This is a genomic window from Streptomyces sp. NPDC042371 (assembly GCF_056437465.1).
The window spans coordinates 126,224-145,171 of record NZ_JBWKAP010000011.1; the positions used below are offsets into that span (position 1 = coordinate 126,224).

General features: G+C 70.6%; 14 protein-coding genes. 11 read left to right on the forward strand and 3 right to left on the reverse strand.

Annotated features, from left to right (window positions below; translation table 11 throughout):
• Positions 1–65: 65 nt before the first annotated feature.
• Positions 66–2,045: a threonine--tRNA ligase gene (thrS, locus tag AC068B_RS30805; protein WP_478674840.1), complete on the forward strand. Its 1,980-nt coding sequence runs from the start codon at positions 66–68 to the stop codon at positions 2,043–2,045.
• A gap of 24 nt (positions 2,046–2,069) precedes the next feature.
• On the opposite strand, the gene AC068B_RS30810 is transcribed toward thrS, so the two are convergent.
• Positions 2,070–2,771 (reverse strand): potassium channel family protein, encoded by a 702-nt coding sequence (locus AC068B_RS30810; RefSeq protein ID WP_478674841.1) that lies wholly within the window; start codon positions 2,769–2,771, stop codon positions 2,070–2,072.
• Positions 2,772–2,837: 66 nt separating this feature from the next.
• Here AC068B_RS30810 and AC068B_RS30815 point away from each other — a divergent pair, with 66 nt between their 5' ends.
• The 3 genes from AC068B_RS30815 (at position 2,838) to AC068B_RS30825 (ending at position 8,347) form a co-directional block, all read left to right on the forward strand.
• Entirely contained in the window at positions 2,838–3,404 is a 567-nt protein-coding gene (locus AC068B_RS30815) for an HIT family protein (RefSeq protein WP_478674842.1), read from the forward strand.
• A 118-nt stretch (positions 3,405–3,522) separates the two neighbouring features.
• Positions 3,523–4,935: a helix-turn-helix domain-containing protein gene (locus AC068B_RS30820; protein ID WP_478674843.1), complete on the forward strand. Its 1,413-nt coding sequence runs from the start codon at positions 3,523–3,525 to the stop codon at positions 4,933–4,935.
• A 220-nt stretch (positions 4,936–5,155) separates the two neighbouring features.
• The gene (locus AC068B_RS30825) at positions 5,156–8,347 is read left to right on the forward strand and encodes a M20/M25/M40 family metallo-hydrolase (protein WP_478674844.1); all 3,192 of its coding nucleotides are present in this window, start codon (positions 5,156–5,158) and stop codon (positions 8,345–8,347) included.
• 82 nt (positions 8,348–8,429) lie between these two features.
• Here the strand turns inward: AC068B_RS30825 and AC068B_RS30830 are convergent, their stop codons facing one another.
• Together AC068B_RS30830 and AC068B_RS30835 are read right to left on the reverse strand one after the other, a co-directional pair.
• Complete coding sequence (locus tag AC068B_RS30830; RefSeq protein ID WP_478674845.1) at positions 8,430–10,097, reverse strand: hypothetical protein; 1,668 nt, start codon at positions 10,095–10,097, stop codon at positions 8,430–8,432.
• Between the two features lie 181 nt (positions 10,098–10,278).
• Complete coding sequence (locus tag AC068B_RS30835) at positions 10,279–12,486, reverse strand: elongation factor G-like protein EF-G2 (protein ID WP_478674846.1); 2,208 nt, start codon at positions 12,484–12,486, stop codon at positions 10,279–10,281.
• A gap of 258 nt (positions 12,487–12,744) precedes the next feature.
• On the opposite strand from AC068B_RS30835, the gene pgsA reads away from it, so the two are divergent.
• The 7 genes from pgsA to AC068B_RS30870 all read left to right on the forward strand — a co-directional run bounded on the left by pgsA (position 12,745) and on the right by AC068B_RS30870 (position 18,874).
• Positions 12,745–13,443, forward strand: coding sequence for a phosphatidylinositol phosphate synthase (gene pgsA, locus AC068B_RS30840; protein WP_356258624.1), 699 nt, complete (start codon positions 12,745–12,747; stop codon positions 13,441–13,443).
• Positions 13,440–14,387, forward strand: a complete 948-nt coding sequence (locus AC068B_RS30845; RefSeq protein ID WP_478674847.1) for a phosphatidylinositol mannoside acyltransferase — start codon at positions 13,440–13,442, stop codon at positions 14,385–14,387. The genes pgsA and AC068B_RS30845 overlap by 4 nt, the downstream gene beginning before the upstream one ends.
• Complete coding sequence (locus tag AC068B_RS30850) at positions 14,384–15,547, forward strand: glycosyltransferase family 4 protein (RefSeq protein ID WP_478674848.1); 1,164 nt, start codon at positions 14,384–14,386, stop codon at positions 15,545–15,547. The genes AC068B_RS30845 and AC068B_RS30850 overlap by 4 nt, the downstream gene beginning before the upstream one ends.
• 213 nt (positions 15,548–15,760) lie before the next feature.
• Positions 15,761–16,306, forward strand: coding sequence for a LemA family protein (locus AC068B_RS30855; protein WP_385941954.1), 546 nt, complete (start codon positions 15,761–15,763; stop codon positions 16,304–16,306).
• A gap of 179 nt (positions 16,307–16,485) precedes the next feature.
• On the forward strand, positions 16,486–17,406 hold the full coding sequence (gene pdxS / locus AC068B_RS30860) for a pyridoxal 5'-phosphate synthase lyase subunit PdxS (protein ID WP_468569242.1): 921 nt from the start codon (positions 16,486–16,488) through the stop codon (positions 17,404–17,406).
• Positions 17,406–18,041, forward strand: coding sequence for a pyridoxal 5'-phosphate synthase glutaminase subunit PdxT (gene pdxT / locus AC068B_RS30865; protein WP_356258633.1), 636 nt, complete (start codon positions 17,406–17,408; stop codon positions 18,039–18,041). The genes pdxS and pdxT overlap by 1 nt, the downstream gene beginning before the upstream one ends.
• Before the next feature lie 80 nt (positions 18,042–18,121).
• Positions 18,122–18,874, forward strand: coding sequence for a YebC/PmpR family DNA-binding transcriptional regulator (locus AC068B_RS30870; RefSeq protein WP_356258634.1), 753 nt, complete (start codon positions 18,122–18,124; stop codon positions 18,872–18,874).
• Positions 18,875–18,948: the final 74 nt, after the last annotated feature.

Genomic DNA, 18,948 nt, shown 5'->3' on the forward strand with positions numbered 1-18,948 from the left:
GGTACGATTCCCCTTGCGTACGCGCGACAGAGAGCGGCGCACCCCCCTTCAGGTAGGAGAGACCGGTGTCAGACGTCCGTGTGATCATCCAACGCGATTCCGAGCGGGAAGAGCGCGTGGTGACGACGGGCACTACGGCCGCCGAGCTCTTCACCGGGGAGCGCACCATCGTCGCCGTGCGCGTGGGCGGCGAGCTGAAGGACCTCGCGTACGTGCCCGCCGAGGGCGACGAGGTCGAGCCCGTCGAGATCTCCTCCGAGGACGGCCTGAACATCCTGCGCCACTCGACCGCGCACGTCATGGCGCAGGCCGTGCAGGAGCTCTTCCCCGACGCCAAGCTCGGCATCGGCCCGCCCATCCGGGACGGCTTCTACTACGACTTCGACGTCAAGGAGCCCTTCACCCCCGAGGACCTCAAGCGCATCGAGAAGAAGATGCAGGAGATCCAGAAGCGCGGGCAGAAGTTCTCCCGTCGTGTCACCACCGACGACGACGCCCGCGTCGAGCTCGCCGACGAGCCGTACAAGCTGGAGCTCATCGGCCTCAAGGGCAACGCCGCGCAGGCCGCCGACGGCGCCGACGCCGAGGTGGGCGCGGGCGAGCTGACGATCTACGACAACCTCGACGCGAAGACCGGCGACCTGTGCTGGAAGGACCTCTGCCGAGGCCCGCACCTGGCCACCACCCGCGTCATCCCCGCGTTCAAGCTGATGCGCTCCGCAGCCGCCTACTGGCGCGGCAGCGAGAAGAACCCGCAGCTCCAGCGCATCTACGGCACCGCATGGCCGTCCAAGGACGAGCTGAAGGCGCACCTGGAGTTCCTCGCCGAGGCCGAGAAGCGCGACCACCGCAAGCTCGGCTCCGAGCTCGACCTCTTCTCCTTCCCGGAGGAGCTCGGCCCGGGCCTCGCGGTCTTCCACCCCAAGGGCGGGGTGATCCGCAAGGTCATGGAGGACTACTCGCGGCGCCGCCACGAGGTCTCCGGGTACGAGTTCGTGAACACCCCGCACATCTCGAAGGAGAAGCTCTTCGAGATCTCGGGACACCTGCCGCACTACGCCGACGGCATGTTCCCGCCCATCGAGTTCGACGAGCAGAACTACCGCCTCAAGGCGATGAACTGCCCGATGCACAACCTGATCTTCAAGTCGCGCGGTCGCTCCTACCGTGAGCTGCCGCTGCGCCTCTTCGAGTTCGGCACCGTGTACCGGTACGAGAAGTCGGGCGTCGTGCACGGCCTGACCCGCTCGCGCGGCTTCACGCAGGACGACTCGCACATCTACTGCACCAAGGAGCAGATGCCGCAGGAGCTCGACACGCTCCTGACCTTCGTGCTCGACCTGCTGCGCGACTACGGCCTGAACGAGTTCGAGCTCGAGCTGTCCACCCGCGACGACTCCGACAAGTTCATCGGCACGGCCGAGGACTGGGAGGAGGCCACGGAGGCGCTGCGGCTCGCCGCCGAGAAGCAGAACCTTCCGCTGGTGCCGGACCCGGGCGGGGCCGCCTACTACGGACCGAAGATCTCCGTGCAGGCCAAGGACGCCATTGGCAGGTCCTGGCAGATGTCGACCATCCAGGTCGACTTCAACCAGCCCAAGCGGTTCAACCTGGAGTACACGGCGGCGGACGGCTCGCGCCAGCAGCCGGTCATGATCCACCGTGCGCTCTTCGGCTCCATCGAGCGGTTCTTCGGCGTGCTCCTGGAGCACTACGCGGGCGCGTTCCCGGCCTGGCTCGCGCCGGTGCAGGCCGTCGGCATCCCGATCGGCGACGGCCACGTCTCCTACCTCCAGGAGTTCGCCGAGAAGGCGCGCGCCCAGGGGCTGCGGGTCGAGGTGGACGCGTCGTCCGACCGCATGCAGAAGAAGATCCGCAACCAGCAGAAGGCCAAGGTGCCCTTCATGGTCATCGCGGGCGACGAGGACATGAACAACGGTTCCGTGTCCTTCCGCTACCGCGACGGCTCGCAGGAGAACGGCATCCCCGTCGACGAGGCCATCGCGAAGATCGCGAAGGTCGTCGAGGAGCGGACGCAGGTCTGAGCGGCCGCCTGACCGGTCGCCCGGTCAGGCATCGTCGTCGTGGCGTGACGAGGCCCCCGGGGTGTTTCCCGGGGGCCTCGCGCCGTCCTCGCCGCCTTCGCGGGCGAACACCTGCAGCAGCCACGACGAGAACGAACCCGTCACGGCGCCCAGCAGCGCGAGACCGCAGCCCATCAGGCCGACCGCGACGAGCCGCCCGAGCGGTGTCACCGGAGCCACGTCCCCGTACCCGACCGTGGCCAGGGTGGCGCAGGCCCACCAGACCGCGTCCCCGAAAGTGTCGATCGTCGTGCCCCGTGCCCCGCGCTCCAGGTCGTAGACGGCCAGCGCCGCGGCGAAGCCGAGGAGCAGCGCGGCCAGGCCCGCGTACGCCATCACGCGCGCGTGCAGGGCGAGCCGCGGACGGGCGCGCCGCCGCTGGACCGCCTCGTAGACGTGCACGATCCGCAGCGGTCGCAGCAGCGGCAGGGCGAGGACGACGGTATCCAGCCCGTGGGTGCGTACGAAGCGGAGGCGCTGTCCGCTCAGGCGCCACCGCACCGCGTAGTCCACGGCGAACACGGCCCAGGCCGCAAGGGCCGTCGCCACGCACACGCCACGCCACAGCGGGGGCAGCCCGTGGGCCAATACCCGTACCGCGTACGCGATCAGGAACAGGAGCGACGCCACGGCCAACGGGACCTCGGTGCGGTTCTCCCAGCGCGCCTGTCGGCTGTCGTCGATCATCGGCCAAGCTTCTCCGCGGAGCCGTGGTGTCCGCCCCGCCGACACGCTCCGAACGGGCGAAGTCATATGCTGCACCCCATGACGAGTGAGCCGGAGCAGCAGATCGGAGTCGGGTCGCAGGACGCGTTCCAGCGCCTGTGGACGCCCCACAGAATGGCGTACATCCAGGGGGAGAACAAGCCCACGGGACCAGGCGCGGACGACGGCTGCCCCTTCTGCTCCATCCCGGCCAAGTCCGACGAGGACGGCCTGGTGATCGCGCGCGGCGAGCACGTGTACGCGGTGCTCAACCTCTACCCGTACAACGGCGGCCACTTGATGGTCGTGCCCTACCGCCACGTTGCCGACTACACCGAGCTGACGGGCCCGGAGACGACCGAACTCGCCGAGCTCACCAAGCAGGCGATGACGGCGCTGCGCACCGCGTCCGGCGCGCACGGCTTCAACATCGGGATGAACCAGGGGACCGTGGCGGGCGCCGGTATCGCCGCGCACCTGCACCAGCACATCGTTCCGCGCTGGGGCGGCGACACCAACTTCATGCCGGTGGTCGGGCACACCAAGGTGCTGCCGCAGCTGCTCGCCGACACCCGCAAGATGCTCGCGGACGCCTGGCCCACGTCGGCGGGCTAGCGGCGCCGCTGTTGCACACTGTTGCATATCACCAACCCCCCTGTGCAATAAGGGGGGTTGGAGGGCGTTGCCCCGCCTGCCACTCTGCCTTCAGGGAGAGCCCGGTCAGGGAGGGGTCATGTCCGTCGGCACATCACAGGCGGTCGACCCGGAGTGGGCGGAGTTCGGGCGGCTGCTGCGCTTCCACCGTCGGCGGGCCGGGCTCACCCAGCTGCAGCTCGGCAGGCGGGTTGGCTATCACCACAGCTTCATCAGCAGGCTCGAGAGCGGGCGGCGGGAACCGCCCTTCGACCTGGTGAACCGGCTCGACGCCGTCCTGGAGACCGGGGGTCGGCTCGCGGCCGTCATCGCCTCGCCGCCCCCGTCGTCGCGCGCGCCCAGCCTCTTCCCGACGGCTCCTACGCTGTTCTCCCCGATCCCCGGCGCGGACACCCCCGGCGACGAGGCCCATCTGACCGCGCAGCCGTGGCCTTCGATGCTGCCCGTCGAGGGGCTGGCCTGCCCGCTGCACGGCAGGGTGGGCTGTGCGACGCCCGACCGGAGTTCGGTGACGGACCTGCTGAACGGGCTGACCGGCCCGTACGACCGTGCCGGTGCGATGGCGGGCGCGGAGGCGGAGCTGCTGCACGGTCTGACCGCCGTGCTGGCCTGTCTGATCCGCGAGGCGTTCATCCATGTCACCGACGCGTGCGCGAGCACCGTGGAGCGGCTGCTGCGCGGTGTGGCGCGGTGGGCGCAAGCGGTCGACTCCACGGGCCGGCTGCCGTACGGGCAGTTGCGGCTCGCCGCGCAGTACGCCCAGATCGCGGGGCGGCTTCGGATGGAGCGCGGGCAGAGCGGCGTCGCCATGGCCTGGTTCGGGCACGGCCTGCGGTGGGCGGACGCGGCCCAGGACGCCGAGGCCCGGGCGACCCTCCTGAGCGACATGTCGACTCTGGTGCGGCTCGACGGGGACGCCACGTCGATGCTGGTGTACGCGGAGGCCATCGGGGCGGTGGATGCCAAGCGGCGCTGGATGACGACCTCGGCCGATCTGTACCAGGCGCGTGCGTACGCGCTGCGGCACGACGCCGCCGCGTGCCGACGGCACATCTCCATGGCGCGGCGCAGGTTCGCCCGGCTGGACGACCGGGACCGCCTCGAAGCGCCCTGGTTCTCGGGTGCGGAGGGTGTGCTGCGCCTCGAGTCGGCGATCGGCGGGGCGCTGCGCGATCTCGCGGTGGTGACGGAGGACCGTGCGGTGGCCCGGCGCGCGATCGAGGCGACCGCACGGTCGCATGCGCTGCTGCCGCCGGTGATGCACTCCGCGCGGCTGCTGCTGACCCTGCGTCTCGCGGACAGCTGGGCGTGTGCCGGTGATCCCCTCGCGGCGGTCACTCTGGCGCAGCCCGTCCTGGAAGCGGCCGTGGGTGCGCGCGAGTTGATGATCACCGTCGAGTTGCGCGGGCTGCACCGTCGGCTGGTCGGGCGCTGGGGGGATCTGCCGGAGGTGCGGGAGTACCGGGAGCGGCTGCGGGCGGTGTCCGAGTGAGGCGGTGCGGTTGTGTCGCGCTTGCCAGTTCTTGACAGGGTGTGCCGGGCGCCTGGAATCCATTGACCGGGGGCGCGGCCGGTGTGAGGGTTCCGCCAGCCACGAGGATGTCATGTCACCGCCAGTCCGGAATCGACGTAACGGGTACGACCGCACGGCCTGACGCACACGTGCTCCCCCTGGCCCGACGGAGCCTCAACACCTCTCACAAGGAGCCGTGATGCTCAGAAGACCCACCGCGGCCGGGATAACCCTGGTCATGGTTCTCGCGGGGCTGACGCTACCGGCGTCGCTCGCCTCGGCGGCGCAGGGCGCGCCTTCCGCGGGCAAGCCGGACCCCCTCGCCAAGGCCGTCGCCGCCGCCGACAAGGCGGTGCGCAGCGGCCTCGACTCGCTGGCCAAGGGGCCCGAGGAGCAGTACGACCGGCATCAGGTCACCCCCTGGACCAAGGGCCTCTACTCGGTCGCGTACGAACGCACCTACCGCGGACTGCCGGTAGTGGGCGGGGACGCCGTGGTCCTCGCCGACGGCAAGGGAAAGGTCCGGTCCGTCCAGTCCGCGACCGAAGCGCGGATCTCGGTCACCACCAAGGCGGAGGTGACGGCCGCCCAGGCGGTCAGGACCAGCCGCGCGAAGCTGGCGTCGGTGAAGAAGGTCGACTCCAAGCGCCTGGTGATCCGGGTGAAGAAGGACGTGTCCACGCTCGCCTGGGAGACCCGGCTGACCGGCAAGACCAAAGCGGGTGACCCCAGCAAGCTGCACGTCTTCGTCAACGCGCTCACCGGCAAGGTCGTCGACACCTACGACGACGTGCGCGCGGGCAGCGGCCACAGCAAGTGGAACGGCCCCGACCCGCTGACCATCGACACCTCCCGGTCGGGCAGCAACTACGTGCTGCGCGACACCACCCGGCCCGGCCTCCAGTGTTCGAGCTACCAGGGCAGCGTGTTCAGCAAGGCGACCGACGACTGGGGCACCGGGAACCCCACCAGCCGGGAGACCGGCTGCGTCGACGTGATGTTCGCCGCGCAGAAGCAGTGGAGCATGCTCAAGGAGTGGTTCGGCCGCAACGGCCACAACGGCAACGGCGGCAGCTGGCCGGTGAGCGTGGGCCTCAACGAGCTCAACGCCTACTGGGACGGCTCCTCCGTCACCATCGGCCACAACAGCGCCAATGAGTGGATCGCCGGAGTCGACGTCGTCGCCCACGAGTTCGGCCACGGTCTGGACTCCAACACGCCCGGCGGCGCGAACCACGAGAGCGGCCTGGGCGAGGCGACCGGCGACATCATGGGCGCCCTGACCGAGGCGTACATCAACCAGCCCGCCCCCTACGACACCCCCGACTACACCGTCGGGGAAATGATCAACCTCCAGGGGCGCGGCCCGATCCGGAACATGTACGACCCGAGCCGGGTCAACAACGACCCCAACTGCTACTCCGCCTCGATCCCCAACACGGAGGAGCACAAGGCGGCCGGGCCCATGAACCACTGGTTCTATCTGCTTGCCGAGGGCTCCAACCCCGGCGGCGGCAAGCCCTCCAGCCCCACCTGCAACAACCAGCAGGTGACCGGCGTGGGCAACAAGAACGCCGGAAAGATCTTCTACGGCGCCATGCTGCTCAAGACCAGCGGCATGACGTACAAGCGCTACCGCACCGCCACGCTCACCTCGGCGAAGAACCTCGACGCGAGCTGCGACCTCTTCAACGCCACCAAGGCGGCCTGGGACGCCATCAGCATCCCGGCCCAGAGCGGTGACCCGACCTGCACCGGGCAGCAGAACGACTTCTCCCTCGGTCTCAGCCCGGCCTCGGGGAAGGTCGAGCCGGGTGCCTCGACCTCCGGGACGGTCAACACCACGACCGTGACCGGCAGCGCCCAGCAGATCTCGCTGACCGCCTCGGGCGCACCGACCGGCGTGAACGTCTCGTTCGACCCGGGGACCGTCACGTCCGGCTCCAACGCCACCATGAAGATCACCACTGCGGGGTCCACCACGCCCGGCACCTATCCGATCACCGTCACCGGCACCGCGGGCACCAAGACGCACACCGCCCAGTACACGCTGACCGTGGGCGGTGGCGGCAACCCGACGCAGCCGCCGGACATCGATGTGGAGAAGGTCCGGGCGCACCTGACGCAGTTCAACACCATCGCCTCGCAGAACGGCGGCAACCGCCGGTCGACCGGCGCCGGTTACCGGGCCTCCCTCGCGTACGTCAAGGGCAAGCTGGAGGCCGCCGGATACAAGGTCACCGAGCAGAGCTGCGCCTCCGGCTGCTCCGCCGGTGCGGGCAACAACCTGATCGCCGAGTGGCCGCAGGGCGACGCGAACAGCGTCTACATGTTCGGCGCGCACCTCGACGGCGTGGCCGCGGGACCCGGAATCAACGACAACGGCTCCGGATCCGCCGCGATCCTGGAGGCCGCGCTGACCCTGGCACAGAACAACCCCACCATGAAGAACCGCGTCCGCTTCGCCTGGTGGACCGATGAGGAGCAGGGCCTCAACGGCTCCGACTACTACGCCGGATCGCTCTCGGCCACGGAACGCGCCAAGATCAAGGCGTACTACAACTTCGACATGATCGGCTCCAGTAACGCCGGGTACTTCATCAACAACCTGACCTCGTCGGCCTCGGTCCCGCTGCGGGACTACTGGACGTCCCTCAACCTCGCACCCCAGGAGAACGTCGAGGGACAGGGGCGCTCGGACGACGCCTCCTTCCAGCGCGTCGGCATCCCGACCTCCGGCTACGCCACTGGCGCGTCGGCCACGAAGTCCGCGGCCGAGGCCGCGAAGTGGGGCGGCACCGCGGGCCGTTCGTACGACTCGTGCTACCACTCCGCCTGTGACACCACCGCCAACGTCAGCGCCACCTCGCTGGACCGCAGCACGGACGGGGTCGCGTACGCGCTCTGGAAGACGGCGGTCGGCGACAAGCCCGCCCCGACGGACGACTTCTCCCTCTCCGCCGACCCGGCCTCGGGCACGGTCGAGCGCGGTTCCTCCGCGAAGGTCACCCTCGCCACCGCGACGACCAGTGGGTCGGCGCAGAAGGTGGGGCTCTCGGCCTCAGGGGCCCCGGCCGGGGTGAGCGTCTCCATCAGCCCCGATTCGGTGCTCTCGGGCGAGTCCGCGACGGCCACCGTCGAGGTCGCCTCGGGCGCGGCTCCCGGCACCTACACGCTGACCTTCACCGGCAGCGGAGCCGTCAGCCACACCACCACCTACACCCTCACGGTGCCGGGTGGTGGCGGTGAGACCACCTGGCAGCTGGGTGCCACCTATGCGGCGGGTGACGTCGTGACCTACAACGGCGTCCGCTACCGCTGCATCCAGGGCCACACCGCCTATCCGGGCTGGGAGCCGCCGAACGTTCCCGCCCTGTGGGAGGCCATCTGATCGTCGGCCCGCGGCGGTAGCCCCGGCTACCGGTGAGGGACCAGGGGGCGGTGGGCCGCGTGAGGCCCGCCGCCCCCTTCCCTCACGCGTCGTACACGTCGGCCTTCCTCGGCATCGGGTCCTGGATCGCCCCGCTGAGGAAGCCGGAACGGGCGCCGAACTTCTCCGTGTTCACGCCGTTCTCGTCGAGGACCTTGATCGCGGCCGAGTGCACCACGCGCAGCACCGGAGTGGCGGCGCGCAGCGCGTCGTCCGCCATGAAGCGGTGGCGCCACGGCTTGTCGGCCCAGGCGTGCCGCAGGCCGAACGGCTCGGGCAGGACCAGCTTGCCGCCGAGGTGGTCCAGGATCGGCGGGTACCAGGTGAAGGGGGCGCGGACCGCGAGGCGCACGACCTCGTCCGCGTCGATCAGCGGCAGGTTGCGGGTGGTGGTCTCCCAGAACCTGATCGGCTTGGCGACCGTCTTCGTCTTCGGCGAGGGCTTCGTGGTGAACAGCGAGTGCACGGGGCCGAGGGCATGGCCGGTGACCTCGATGCGCAGCGTCTCGTGCAGCACGGTCACCGTGATCAGCATCGTGATGACCAACTGGCCGTCCCAGAGCGTGAACTGCACGCCCAGGTAGTGGCGGTTGCCGCTGCCGAACTGCTGCTCGTTGCAGATCCGCTGTATCTCGTGGCCGCGGATCTGGAAGGCCTCGACGTCCGTGCCGGTGGGGCGGGACACGGACTTGGCGTTCTCCCCGATGGGCGAGACGATCCAGTGGTTTATGTCGGGGGCGGGGAAGCCGCCGGTGTGCAGCGGGCCGCGCTCCAGCATGCGCAGCTGGTCGTGCACCGCCCGTATGACGTCCCAGCTGCGGAAGGGGTGGATCTCCTTGCCGTCCTCGGCCGGGACCAGCTCCTCGGCCAGCTGCCAGCTGCCCCAGCGCGTGCCCATGCCCAGTATGCCCTTGGGTCCGGCGTAGAACACGGAGTTGCTCTGCTGCTCGGCGGAGAGCCTGGCGAGGCCCTGGCGCAGCCGCTCGGCGGCCGTCTCGCCGGGGCTGCCGGGCACCGCCTCGGGGATCTTGGCGCCGATGCCGCCGCCCGCGAGCAGGCCCGACCAGCGCTCGCGCAGGTCCCTTGCGGTGCGCTCGGCGATCTGCTTCGCCCAGAACCAGCCCACCACGGGCAGCACGATCGCCGCGCGCAGATACCAGGCCCAGAAGCCGCCGAACGGCAGCTTGAGCAGGGCGACCGCGGCGAGGACGCCCACCGCGACCAGCACGGCCGTCGCGAGCGCGCCCGTGCGCTTGTTCTCGCTCTTGGCGACCTGCCGCCGGATGGTGAAGACGAGGAGCCAGAGGATCAGACCCGGCAGGAAGAGCACACCGCACAGCACCGTCACGGCGGTCAGCCAGCTGTCGCGCTCCTTGCGGATGCGGTTCGCCGCGAGGCAGTGCTCGACGACGGCCTGCGGCTCGGTCCCGAAGGACTGGATGAGCGGACTGCGGCCGCCGCCCAGCATCCGCACCTGCACGGTCCGCGCGAACGCCTCGCCCAGATTCGGCTTGAAGAGCGACCAGATTCCGGACTTCACCTCGGACTTGTGCCACTCGTTGTTGGCCGCGAGGATGCCGTCCACATCTCCGTCGCGATACGCCGCCGAGGCAAGGGCGTGCGTCGCCGCGGTCTGACCCGCGGCACCCGAGAGCGGAACCTGGGCCCCGGGCCTGAAGTCGAATACATCGTCCGCCACTGCCGCCCCCATCGCCGCGACGCCTTCGCTGCTGCGGCTCTTCCCGACTTCCCTGTCCGGCACACCTGTTGCCGCCCGGCGCATCTGTTGATCAGGTCATCAGCGTATCCGGGCGCACCGACATCCGTCAGGGGGCGGCCGAATGCCGTCCGCCCGGCAGGAGGGGCGGACGGCATGCGCCCGAACTCGGCAACTACGAGCCGTCGTGCGCCCGTTCGCGGATCTTCTCGGAGAGCTGCGGAGGCATCGGCTCGTGGCGTGCGTACGTACGGTTGAAGCGCGCGGTGCCCTGCGAGAGGGACCTCAGGTCCACCGCGTACCGGCCGATCTCGATCTCGGGCACCTCGGCCCGCACGAGGGTCCGCCCGCCCGCTGCCTGCTCGGTGCCGACCACCCGGCCCCTGCGTCCCGACAGGTCGCTCATCACCGCGCCCACGTAGTCGTCGCCGACCAGCACCTGCACCTCGGCGACCGGTTCGAGCAGGTGGATCCTGGCGCCCGAGGCCGCCTCCCGCAGCGCGAGTGCGCCCGCCGTCTGGAACGCGGCGTCGGACGAGTCCACCGAGTGCGCCTTGCCGTCCAGGAGCGTGATGCGCACGTCGATGAGCGCGTACCCGGCGGCGACGCCCTTCGCCGCCTGCGCGCGCACCCCCTTCTCGACGGACGGGATGAACTGCCGCGGGACCGCGCCGCCCACGACCTTGTCGACGAACTCGATGCCGCTGCCGCCCGGCAGCGGCTCCACCTCGATCTCACAGATCGCGTACTGCCCGTGCCCGCCGGACTGCTTCACATGGCGGCCCCGGCCACCGCACTTGCCCGCGAACGTCTCCCGAAGGGAGACCTTGTACGGCACCACGTCGACCTGGACGCCGTACCGGCTGCGCAGCCGCTCCAGGGCCACGTCCGCGTGTGCCTCGCCCAGGCACCACAGGACCACCTGGTGCGTGTCCTGGTTCTGTTCGAGCCGCATCGTCGGGTCCTCGGCGACGAGCCGCGACAGGCCCTGCGACAGCTTGTCCTCGTCGGCCTTGCTGTGCGCCTGGATGGCGAGCGGCAGGAGCGGGTCCGGCATGTCCCAGGGCTCCATCAGGAGCGGGTCGTCCTTGGCGGACAGGGTGTCGCCGGTCTCCGCGCGGTTCAGCTTGGCCACGCACGCCAGGTCGCCCGCGACGCACTGGGTGAGCGTGCGCTGCTGCTTGCCGAAAGGGGCGGAGAGCGCGCCGATGCGCTCGTCGACGTCGTGGTCCTCGTGGCCGCGGTCGGCGAGGCCGTGCCCGGACACGTGCACCGTCTCGTCGGGGCGCAGGGTGCCGGAGAAGACGCGGACGAGGGAGACCCGCCCCACGTAGGGGTCGGATGCGGTCTTCACGACCTCGGCGGCCAGGGGGCCGTGGGGGTCGCAGGTGAGCGGGGGGCGCGCCTTGCCGCCGGGGGTGGTCACGGCGGGCGCCGGGTGTTCGAGCGGGGTGGGGAAGCCGCCGGTGATCAGCTCGAGGAGCTCGACGGTGCCGATGCCCTGGCGGGCGCCCTCCGCGGCGGGCGCTGCGGCGAGCACCGGATGGAAGATGCCCCGCGCGACCGCCCGCTCCAGGTCGTCCACCAATGTCTTGAAGTCGATGCTCTCGCCGCCGAGGTAGCGGTCCATCAGGGACTCGTCCTCGCTCTCGGCGATGATCCCCTCGATCAGGGTGTTGCGCGCCTCCTCGATCAGCGGGAGCTGGTCGGCGCCCGGCTCGGACTCCTTGCGCTCACCGGAGGCGTAGTCGAATATCCGCTGCGAGAGCAGCCCGATCAGACCGGTCACCGGGGCGTGGCCGTCCGGTCCCTGCTCGCCGTGGAGCGGCAGGTAGAGCGGCACCACTGCGTCGGGGTCGTCCGCGCCGAACGCCTGCGCGCAGGTGCGGGTCATCGCCGTGAAGTCCGCGCGGGCCGACTCCAGGTGCGTGATCACGATGGCCCGCGGCATGCCGACCGCCGCGCACTCCTCCCACACCATCCGGGTCGCGCCGGCGATACCCTCGACGCCCTCGGCCGCCGAGACGACGAAAAGGGCCGCGTCCGCCGCGCGCAGACCGGCCCTCAGCTCCCCGACGAAGTCGGCGTACCCGGGTGTGTCCAGTAGGTTGATCTTGAAGCCGCCCCACTCCACGGGGACCAGCGACAGCTGCACCGAGCGCTGCTGCCGGTGCTCGATCTCGTCGTAGTCGGAGACGGTGCCGCCGTCCTCCACGCGACCCGCCCGGTTTACCGCCCCCGCCGTCAGCGCGAGGGCCTCCACCAGAGTCGTCTTGCCCGATCCGCTGTGGCCGACCAGCACCACATTCCGTACGGACGCGGGCTGGTCGGCCGATGCTGCCCTGCCGGCGGCTCCGGGGTGTGCGTTCGCCTTGTCGCCCATGCCTTGGCCTCCCGGTTACGTGCACGGTGAGGAGGCTCAGCCCCCTCGGGGATGCTGGCTGCTCGCGGACGCGCGGGGCCGAGTGCGGGGCGGCTCCGACGGCGCCCGTCATGCTTTCGAGCTTTCCACTCGGGTCACTCTGCGTCCATACGTCGTACGCGATCGTGAGGGCGCGAGCCGGTCCGTCAACGTCGTGACTACGATGGGCCAGCCGGTGGCCAACGGGGCCGCGCGGCGCACCGAACCCTCGGGAAGGCCATGCTGAACAAGTACGCGCGTGCATTCTTCACGCGTGTCCTCACGCCGTTCGCCGCGTTTCTCATCCGCCGTGGGGTCAGCCCCGACGCGGTCACCTTCATCGGCACGGCCGGTGTGGTGGCGGGAGCGCTGGTCTTCTTCCCGCGGGGTGAGCTCTTCTGGGGCGTGATCGTCATCACGTCGTTCGTCTTCTCGGACCTCGTCGACGGCAACATGGCACGCCAGCTGGGCCGCTCCAGCCGCTGGGGCGCGTTCCTGGACTCGACGCTCGACCGGGTGGCGGACAGCGCGATCTTCGGCGGTCTCGCCCTCTGGTACGCGGGATCGGGCGACGACAACATCCTCTGCGCCGTCTCCATCTTCTGTCTGGCCAGCGGCCAGGTGGTCTCGTACACGAAGGCGCGCGGCGAGGCCATCGGCCTGCCCGTCGCCGTCAACGGCCTGGTGGAGCGCGCCGAGCGCCTGGTGATCACGCTGGTCGCCGCGGGCCTTGCGGGCCTGCACAAGTTCGGCGTCCCGGGCATCCAGATCCTGCTGCCCATCGCCCTGTGGGCCGTCGCGGCCGGCAGCATGGTCACCCTCGTCCAGCGCGTCGTGACCGTGCGCCGTGAGTCGGCGGAGGCGGACGCCGCCTCGGACCCGACCGGCCCGACGCCCCCGGCGAACTCGGCGACGCAGGAGAGTGAGGCCGCGCAGTGAAGGACCGACTCACCGACGGGCTGTACGGGCTCGGCTGGAGCACCGTCAAGAAGCTCCCCGAGCCGGTCGCCGAGCGGCTCGGCAGGACCATCGCCGACACGGTCTGGAAACGGCGCGGCAAGGGCGTACTGCGGCTGGAGTCCAACCTCGCGCGCGTGGTGCCCGACGCGAGCCCGCAGCGGCTGACCGAGCTCTCCAGAGCGGGCATGCGCTCCTACCTGCGGTACTGGATGGAGTCCTTCCGGCTGCCGTCCTGGAGCAGGGAGCGGGTCGAGGGCGGCTTCGACGTCAAGGACGTCCACCACCTGACCGACGGGCTCGCCGCGGGCAAGGGCGTGATCCTCGCCCTGCCGCACCTGGGCAACTGGGACCTCGCGGGCGCCTGGGTCACCACCAAGCTGGAGACCCCCTTCACGACGGTCGCCGAGCGGCTCAAGCCCGAGACGCTGTACGACCGCTTCGTCGCCTACCGCGAAAGCCTCGGCATGGAGGTCCTGCCGCACACCGGAGGCTCCGCCTTCGGGACGCTGGCACGGCGCCTTCGCGCGGGCGGCCTCGTCTGTCTCGTCGCGGACCGCGATCTGTCGGCGTCCGGCGTCGAGGTGAAGTTCTTCGGAGACGCGGCCCGGATGCCCGCGGGCCCGGCGATGCTGGCCCAGCAGACCGGAGCCCTGTTGCTGCCCGTCACCCTCTGGTATGACGAATCGCCCGTCATGAAGGGCCGTATCCATCCGCCCGTCGACGTTCCCGAGACAGGTACCCGGGTGGAGAAGACGTCTGTCATGACACAGGCGCTGGCCGACGCCTTCGCCACCGGTATCGCCGACCACCCGGAGGACTGGCACATGCTGCAGCGTCTGTGGCTCGCCGACCTGGAACCCCGTCCCGACCTCGCGCCCCGCGCCGATCAGGGCCCGCAGGCCCCGGCGGGGGAGGCATCGTGAGGATCGGCATCGTCTGCCCGTACTCGTGGGACGTGCCGGGCGGCGTCCAGTTCCACATCCGTGATCTGGCGGAGCACCTCATCCGCCTGGGGCACGAGGTCTCCGTCCTCGCCCCGGCCGACGACGAGACCCCGCTCCCGTCGTACGTCGTGTCGGCGGGACGGGCCGTTCCCGTGCCCTACAACGGCTCGGTGGCGCGGCTCAACTTCGGCTTCCTGTCGGCCGCGCGGGTACGCCGCTGGCTGCACGAGGGCACGTTCGACGTCATCCACATCCACGAGCCCGCGTCGCCCTCCCTGGGCCTGCTCACCTGCTGGGCCGCGCAGGGCCCCATCGTCGCGACGTTCCACACGTCCAACCCGCGCTCGCGGGCGATGATCGCCGCGTACCCGATCCTGCAGCCCGCCCTGGAGAAGATCAGCGCGCGCATCGCGGTGAGCGAGTACGCGCGGCGCACGCTCGTCGAGCACCTCGGCGGCGACGCGGTCGTCATCCCGAACGGCGTCGACGTCGGCTTCTTCGCCGGTGCCGAGCCCAAGCCCGAGTGGCAGGGCGAGACGATCGGCTTCATCGGACGCATCGACGAGCCCCGCAAGGGACTCCCGGTCCTCATGAAGGCGCTCCCGCAGATCTTCGCCGAGCGCCCGAACGCGCGCCTGCTGGTCGCGGGCCGCGGCGACGAGGAGGAGGCGGTGTCCTCCCTCCCCGTCGAGCTGCGCTCCCGGGTGGAGTTCCTCGGCATGGTCAGCGACGAGGACAAGGCGCGGCTGCTGCGCAGCGTCGACCTGTACGTCGCCCCCAACACCGGCGGCGAGAGCTTCGGGATCATCCTCGTCGAGGCGATGTCCGCGGGCGCGCCCGTGCTCGCCAGCGACCTGGACGCCTTCGCCCAGGTCCTGGACCAGGGCGCGGCGGGCGACCTCTTCAGCAACGAGGACGCGGAGTCCCTCGCGAAGTCCGCGGTACGCCTCCTGGCCGACCCCGAACGCCGGGAGGGCCTGCGCGAACGAGGTAGCGCACACGTACGCCGCTTCGACTGGTCGACGGTCGGCTCCGACATCCTCGCGGTCTACGAAACGGTCACGGACGGCGCGACATCGGTCGCCACGGACGAACGCTCCGGCTTTCGGGCGCGGTTCGGGTTGGCACAGAAGGGCTGAGGGGCGGTGCAAGCACCGGGGCGGCTTGTAATCAGCCCGTCCGGCGTCTGAGGACCGGGGGTTCGGGGGCGGAGCCCCCGGAGACGGCGCGCGGCGCGGAGACTGCCCGTGCCGCGGGGGGTTCGGGGGCGGAGCCCCCAAGGACGGTGCGTGGGGTGCCGGGCGCCGTGGCCCGGTTCAAGGCGCCCTCGCCCGAAGGTAGCCTTGCCGCCCGTGACCTCCACCTTGATCTGGATCGCGGCAGCCCTCTTCGCGATCGGCCTCTATCTGAGCTGGACCGCCGGACGGCTCGACCGGCTGCACGCGCGCATCGACGCCGCGCGCGCCGCCCTCGACGCCCAACTGCTGCGCCGCGCCTCGGTCGCCCAGGAGCTGGCCACCTCCGGAGTGCTTGACCCGGCCGCGTCGATCGTGCTCTACGAAGCGGCGCATGCGGCCAGACAGGCGGAGGAGGAGCATCGCGAGGTCGCCGAGAGCGAGCTCAGCCAGGCGCTGCGCGCCATCTTCGGCGAGGTCCAGCAGGTCGAGGCGGTCCGTGAGGCCCCGGGCGGGGACGAGGCCGCCACCGAGCTGGCCGCGGCCGTACGCCGGGTACCGATGGCCCGCCGCTTCCACAACGACGCCGTGCGCGCCGCCCGCGCCCTGCGCCGCCACCGCAAGGTCCGTTGGTTCCGGCTCGCGGGCCACGCGCCCTTCCCGATGGCGTTCGAGATGGACGACGAGCCGCCGACGGCACTGGCCGACCGCGCCACCACGTAGCAGACGCGCAGGCGCGAAGGCGCTGGTCAGCACGGGGTCAGCAAGGGGTCGGCACGGCCCTGACCAGCCGCGTTCGCGGAAAATGAGCCACCGGTCATCCATTGGCCCTTGCTGTGGCCTGGTCCGCGGGCGTTTCCTCGGAGCTGCAGAAATCCTCTTCAGCGAGCGAGGTCAACCCCGTGTCCGTGCCCACCACCCCCGCCAGCAGCAACCCGACGCCCGAGACCGGCACCGCGCGCGTGAAGCGCGGCATGGCCGAGCAGCTCAAGGGCGGCGTGATCATGGACGTCGTCAACGCCGAGCAGGCGAAGATAGCCGAGGACGCCGGCGCGGTCGCCGTCATGGCGCTGGAGCGGGTGCCCGCCGACATCCGCAAGGACGGCGGCGTGGCCCGGATGTCGGACCCGAACATGATCGAAGAGATCATCGAGGCCGTCTCGATCCCGGTCATGGCCAAGTCCCGCATCGGCCACTTCGTGGAGGCCCAGGTCCTGCAGTCCCTGGGCGTCGACTACATCGACGAGTCCGAGGTCCTCACCCCGGCCGACGAGGTCAACCACAGCGACAAGTTCGCGTTCACGACCCCGTTCGTGTGTGGCGCCACCAACCTGGGCGAGGCCCTGCGCCGCATCGCCGAGGGCGCCGCGATGATCCGCTCCAAGGGCGAGGCCGGTACCGGCAACGTCGTCGAGGCCGTCCGCCACCTGCGCCAGATCAAGAACGAGATCGCCAAGCTGCGCGGCTACGACAACAACGAGCTGTACGCCGCCGCCAAGGACCTCCGCGCCCCGTACGAGCTGGTCAAGGAGACCGCCGAGCTCGGCAAGCTCCCGGTCGTCCTCTTCTCCGCCGGTGGCGTCGCCACCCCCGCCGACGCCGCCCTGATGCGCCAGCTCGGCGCCGAGGGCGTCTTCGTCGGCTCCGGCATCTTCAAGTCCGGCGACCCGGCCCGCCGCGCCGCCGCCATCGTGAAGGCCACGACGTTCTTCGACGACCCGAAGATCATCGCCGACGCCTCCCGCAACCTCGGCGAGGCCATGGTCGGCATCAACTGCGACACCCTGCCCGAGACCGAGCGCTACGCGAACCGGGGCTGGTGATGACCGCTCCCGCAGCGGCCACTCCGGCAGCGGCCACCCCCGTGGTGGGCGTCCTCGCCCTCCAGGGGGACGTGCGGGAGCACCTGATCGCCCTGGCCTCGGCTGACGCCGTGGCCAGGCCGGTCCGGCGCCCCGAAGAGCTCGCCGAGGTCGACGGCCTGGTCATCCCCGGCGGGGAGTCCACCACCATCTCCAAGCTGGCCACCCTCTTCGGCCTGATGGAGCCCCTCCGCGCGCGCGTGCGGGACGGCATGCCGGTCTACGGCAGCTGTGCGGGCATGATCATGCTCGCCGACAAGATCCTCGACCCGCGCTCGGGCCAGGAGACGGTGGGCGGCATCGACATGATCGTGCGGCGCAACGCGTTCGGGCGGCAGAACGAGTCGTTCGAGGCGGCCGTCGACGTCCGGGGTGTCGAAGGCGCCCCGGTGGAGGGCGTGTTCATCCGGGCGCCCTGGGTGGAGTCGGTCGGCGCGGAGGTGGAGGTGCTCGCCGAGCACGCGGGCCACATCGTCGCCGTGCGCCAGGGCAACGCGCTCGCCACGTCGTTCCATCCGGAGCTGACGGGCGACCACCGGGTGCACGCACTGTTCGTGGAGATGGCTCGGGGTAACCCGCGCGCGGGATCCTTGTAGGATCTCCGGGGATCCCCCCGGAGCCTTAAGGTCTGGGAGAGTTCGTACTGGTTGTTGGGTAACGCGAAGGAGACAGGCAGATGTCCGGCCACTCTAAATGGGCTACGACGAAGCACAAGAAGGCCGTGATCGACGCCAAGCGCGGCAAGCTCTTCGCGAAGATGATCAAGAACATCGAGGTGGCGGCCCGCACGGGCGGCGCCGACGTGTCCGGTAACCCGACCCTCTTCGACGCCATCCAGAAGGCCAAGAAGAGCTCGGTCCCGAACAAGAACATCGACTCCGCGGTCAAGCGCGGTGCCGGTCTCGAAGCCGGTGGCGCCGACTACGAGACGATCATGTACGAGGGCTACGGCCCGAACGGCGTCGCGGTGCTCATCGAGTGCCTCACCGACAACCGCAACCGCGCCGCCTCCGACGTGCGCGTCGCCATGACGCGCAACGGCGGCAACATGGCCGACCCGGGCTCCGTCTCGTACCTGTTCAACCGCAAGGGCGTCGTGGTCGTCCCCAAGGGCGAGCTGTCCGAGGACGACGTCCTCGGTGCCGTCCTCGACGCGGGCGCCGAAGAGGTCAACGACCTGGGCGAGTCCTTCGAGGTGCTCTCCGAGGCCACCGACCTGGTCGCGGTCCGCACCGCGCTCCAGGAGGCCGGTATCGACTACGACTCGGCCGACGCCAACTTCGTCCCGACCATGCAGGTCGAGCTGGACGAGGACGGCGCCCGGAAGATCTTCAAGCTGATCGACGCCCTGGAGGACAGCGACGACGTGCAGAACGTCTTCGCCAACTTCGACGTCTCCGACGAGGTCATGGCGAAGGTCGACGCGTAAAGCGCTCCGCTCGATGCAGGACCGCGCCCCCTAGGGTGCGCATGGGCCGACGGGACACACCCCCGTCGGCCCAT

Bases quoted from the DNA above. Each gene is read 5' to 3' on its own strand.
- AC068B_RS30810 (WP_478674841.1), bottom strand. From the start codon at position 2,771: ATGATCGACGACAGCCGACAGGCGCGCTGGGAGAACCGCACCGAGGTC.
- AC068B_RS30815 (WP_478674842.1), top strand. From the start codon at position 2,838: ATGCTGCACCCCATGACGAGTGAGCCGGAGCAGCAGATCGGAGTCGGG.
- AC068B_RS30820 (WP_478674843.1), top strand. From the start codon at position 3,523: ATGTCCGTCGGCACATCACAGGCGGTCGACCCGGAGTGGGCGGAGTTC.
- AC068B_RS30825 (WP_478674844.1), top strand. From the start codon at position 5,156: ATGCTCAGAAGACCCACCGCGGCCGGGATAACCCTGGTCATGGTTCTC.
- AC068B_RS30830 (WP_478674845.1), bottom strand. From the start codon at position 10,097: ATGGGGGCGGCAGTGGCGGACGATGTATTCGACTTCAGGCCCGGGGCC.
- AC068B_RS30835 (WP_478674846.1), bottom strand. From the start codon at position 12,486: ATGGGCGACAAGGCGAACGCACACCCCGGAGCCGCCGGCAGGGCAGCA.
- pgsA (WP_356258624.1), top strand. From the start codon at position 12,745: ATGCTGAACAAGTACGCGCGTGCATTCTTCACGCGTGTCCTCACGCCG.
- pdxT (WP_356258633.1), top strand. From the start codon at position 17,406: ATGACCGCTCCCGCAGCGGCCACTCCGGCAGCGGCCACCCCCGTGGTG.
- AC068B_RS30870 (WP_356258634.1), top strand. From the start codon at position 18,122: ATGTCCGGCCACTCTAAATGGGCTACGACGAAGCACAAGAAGGCCGTG.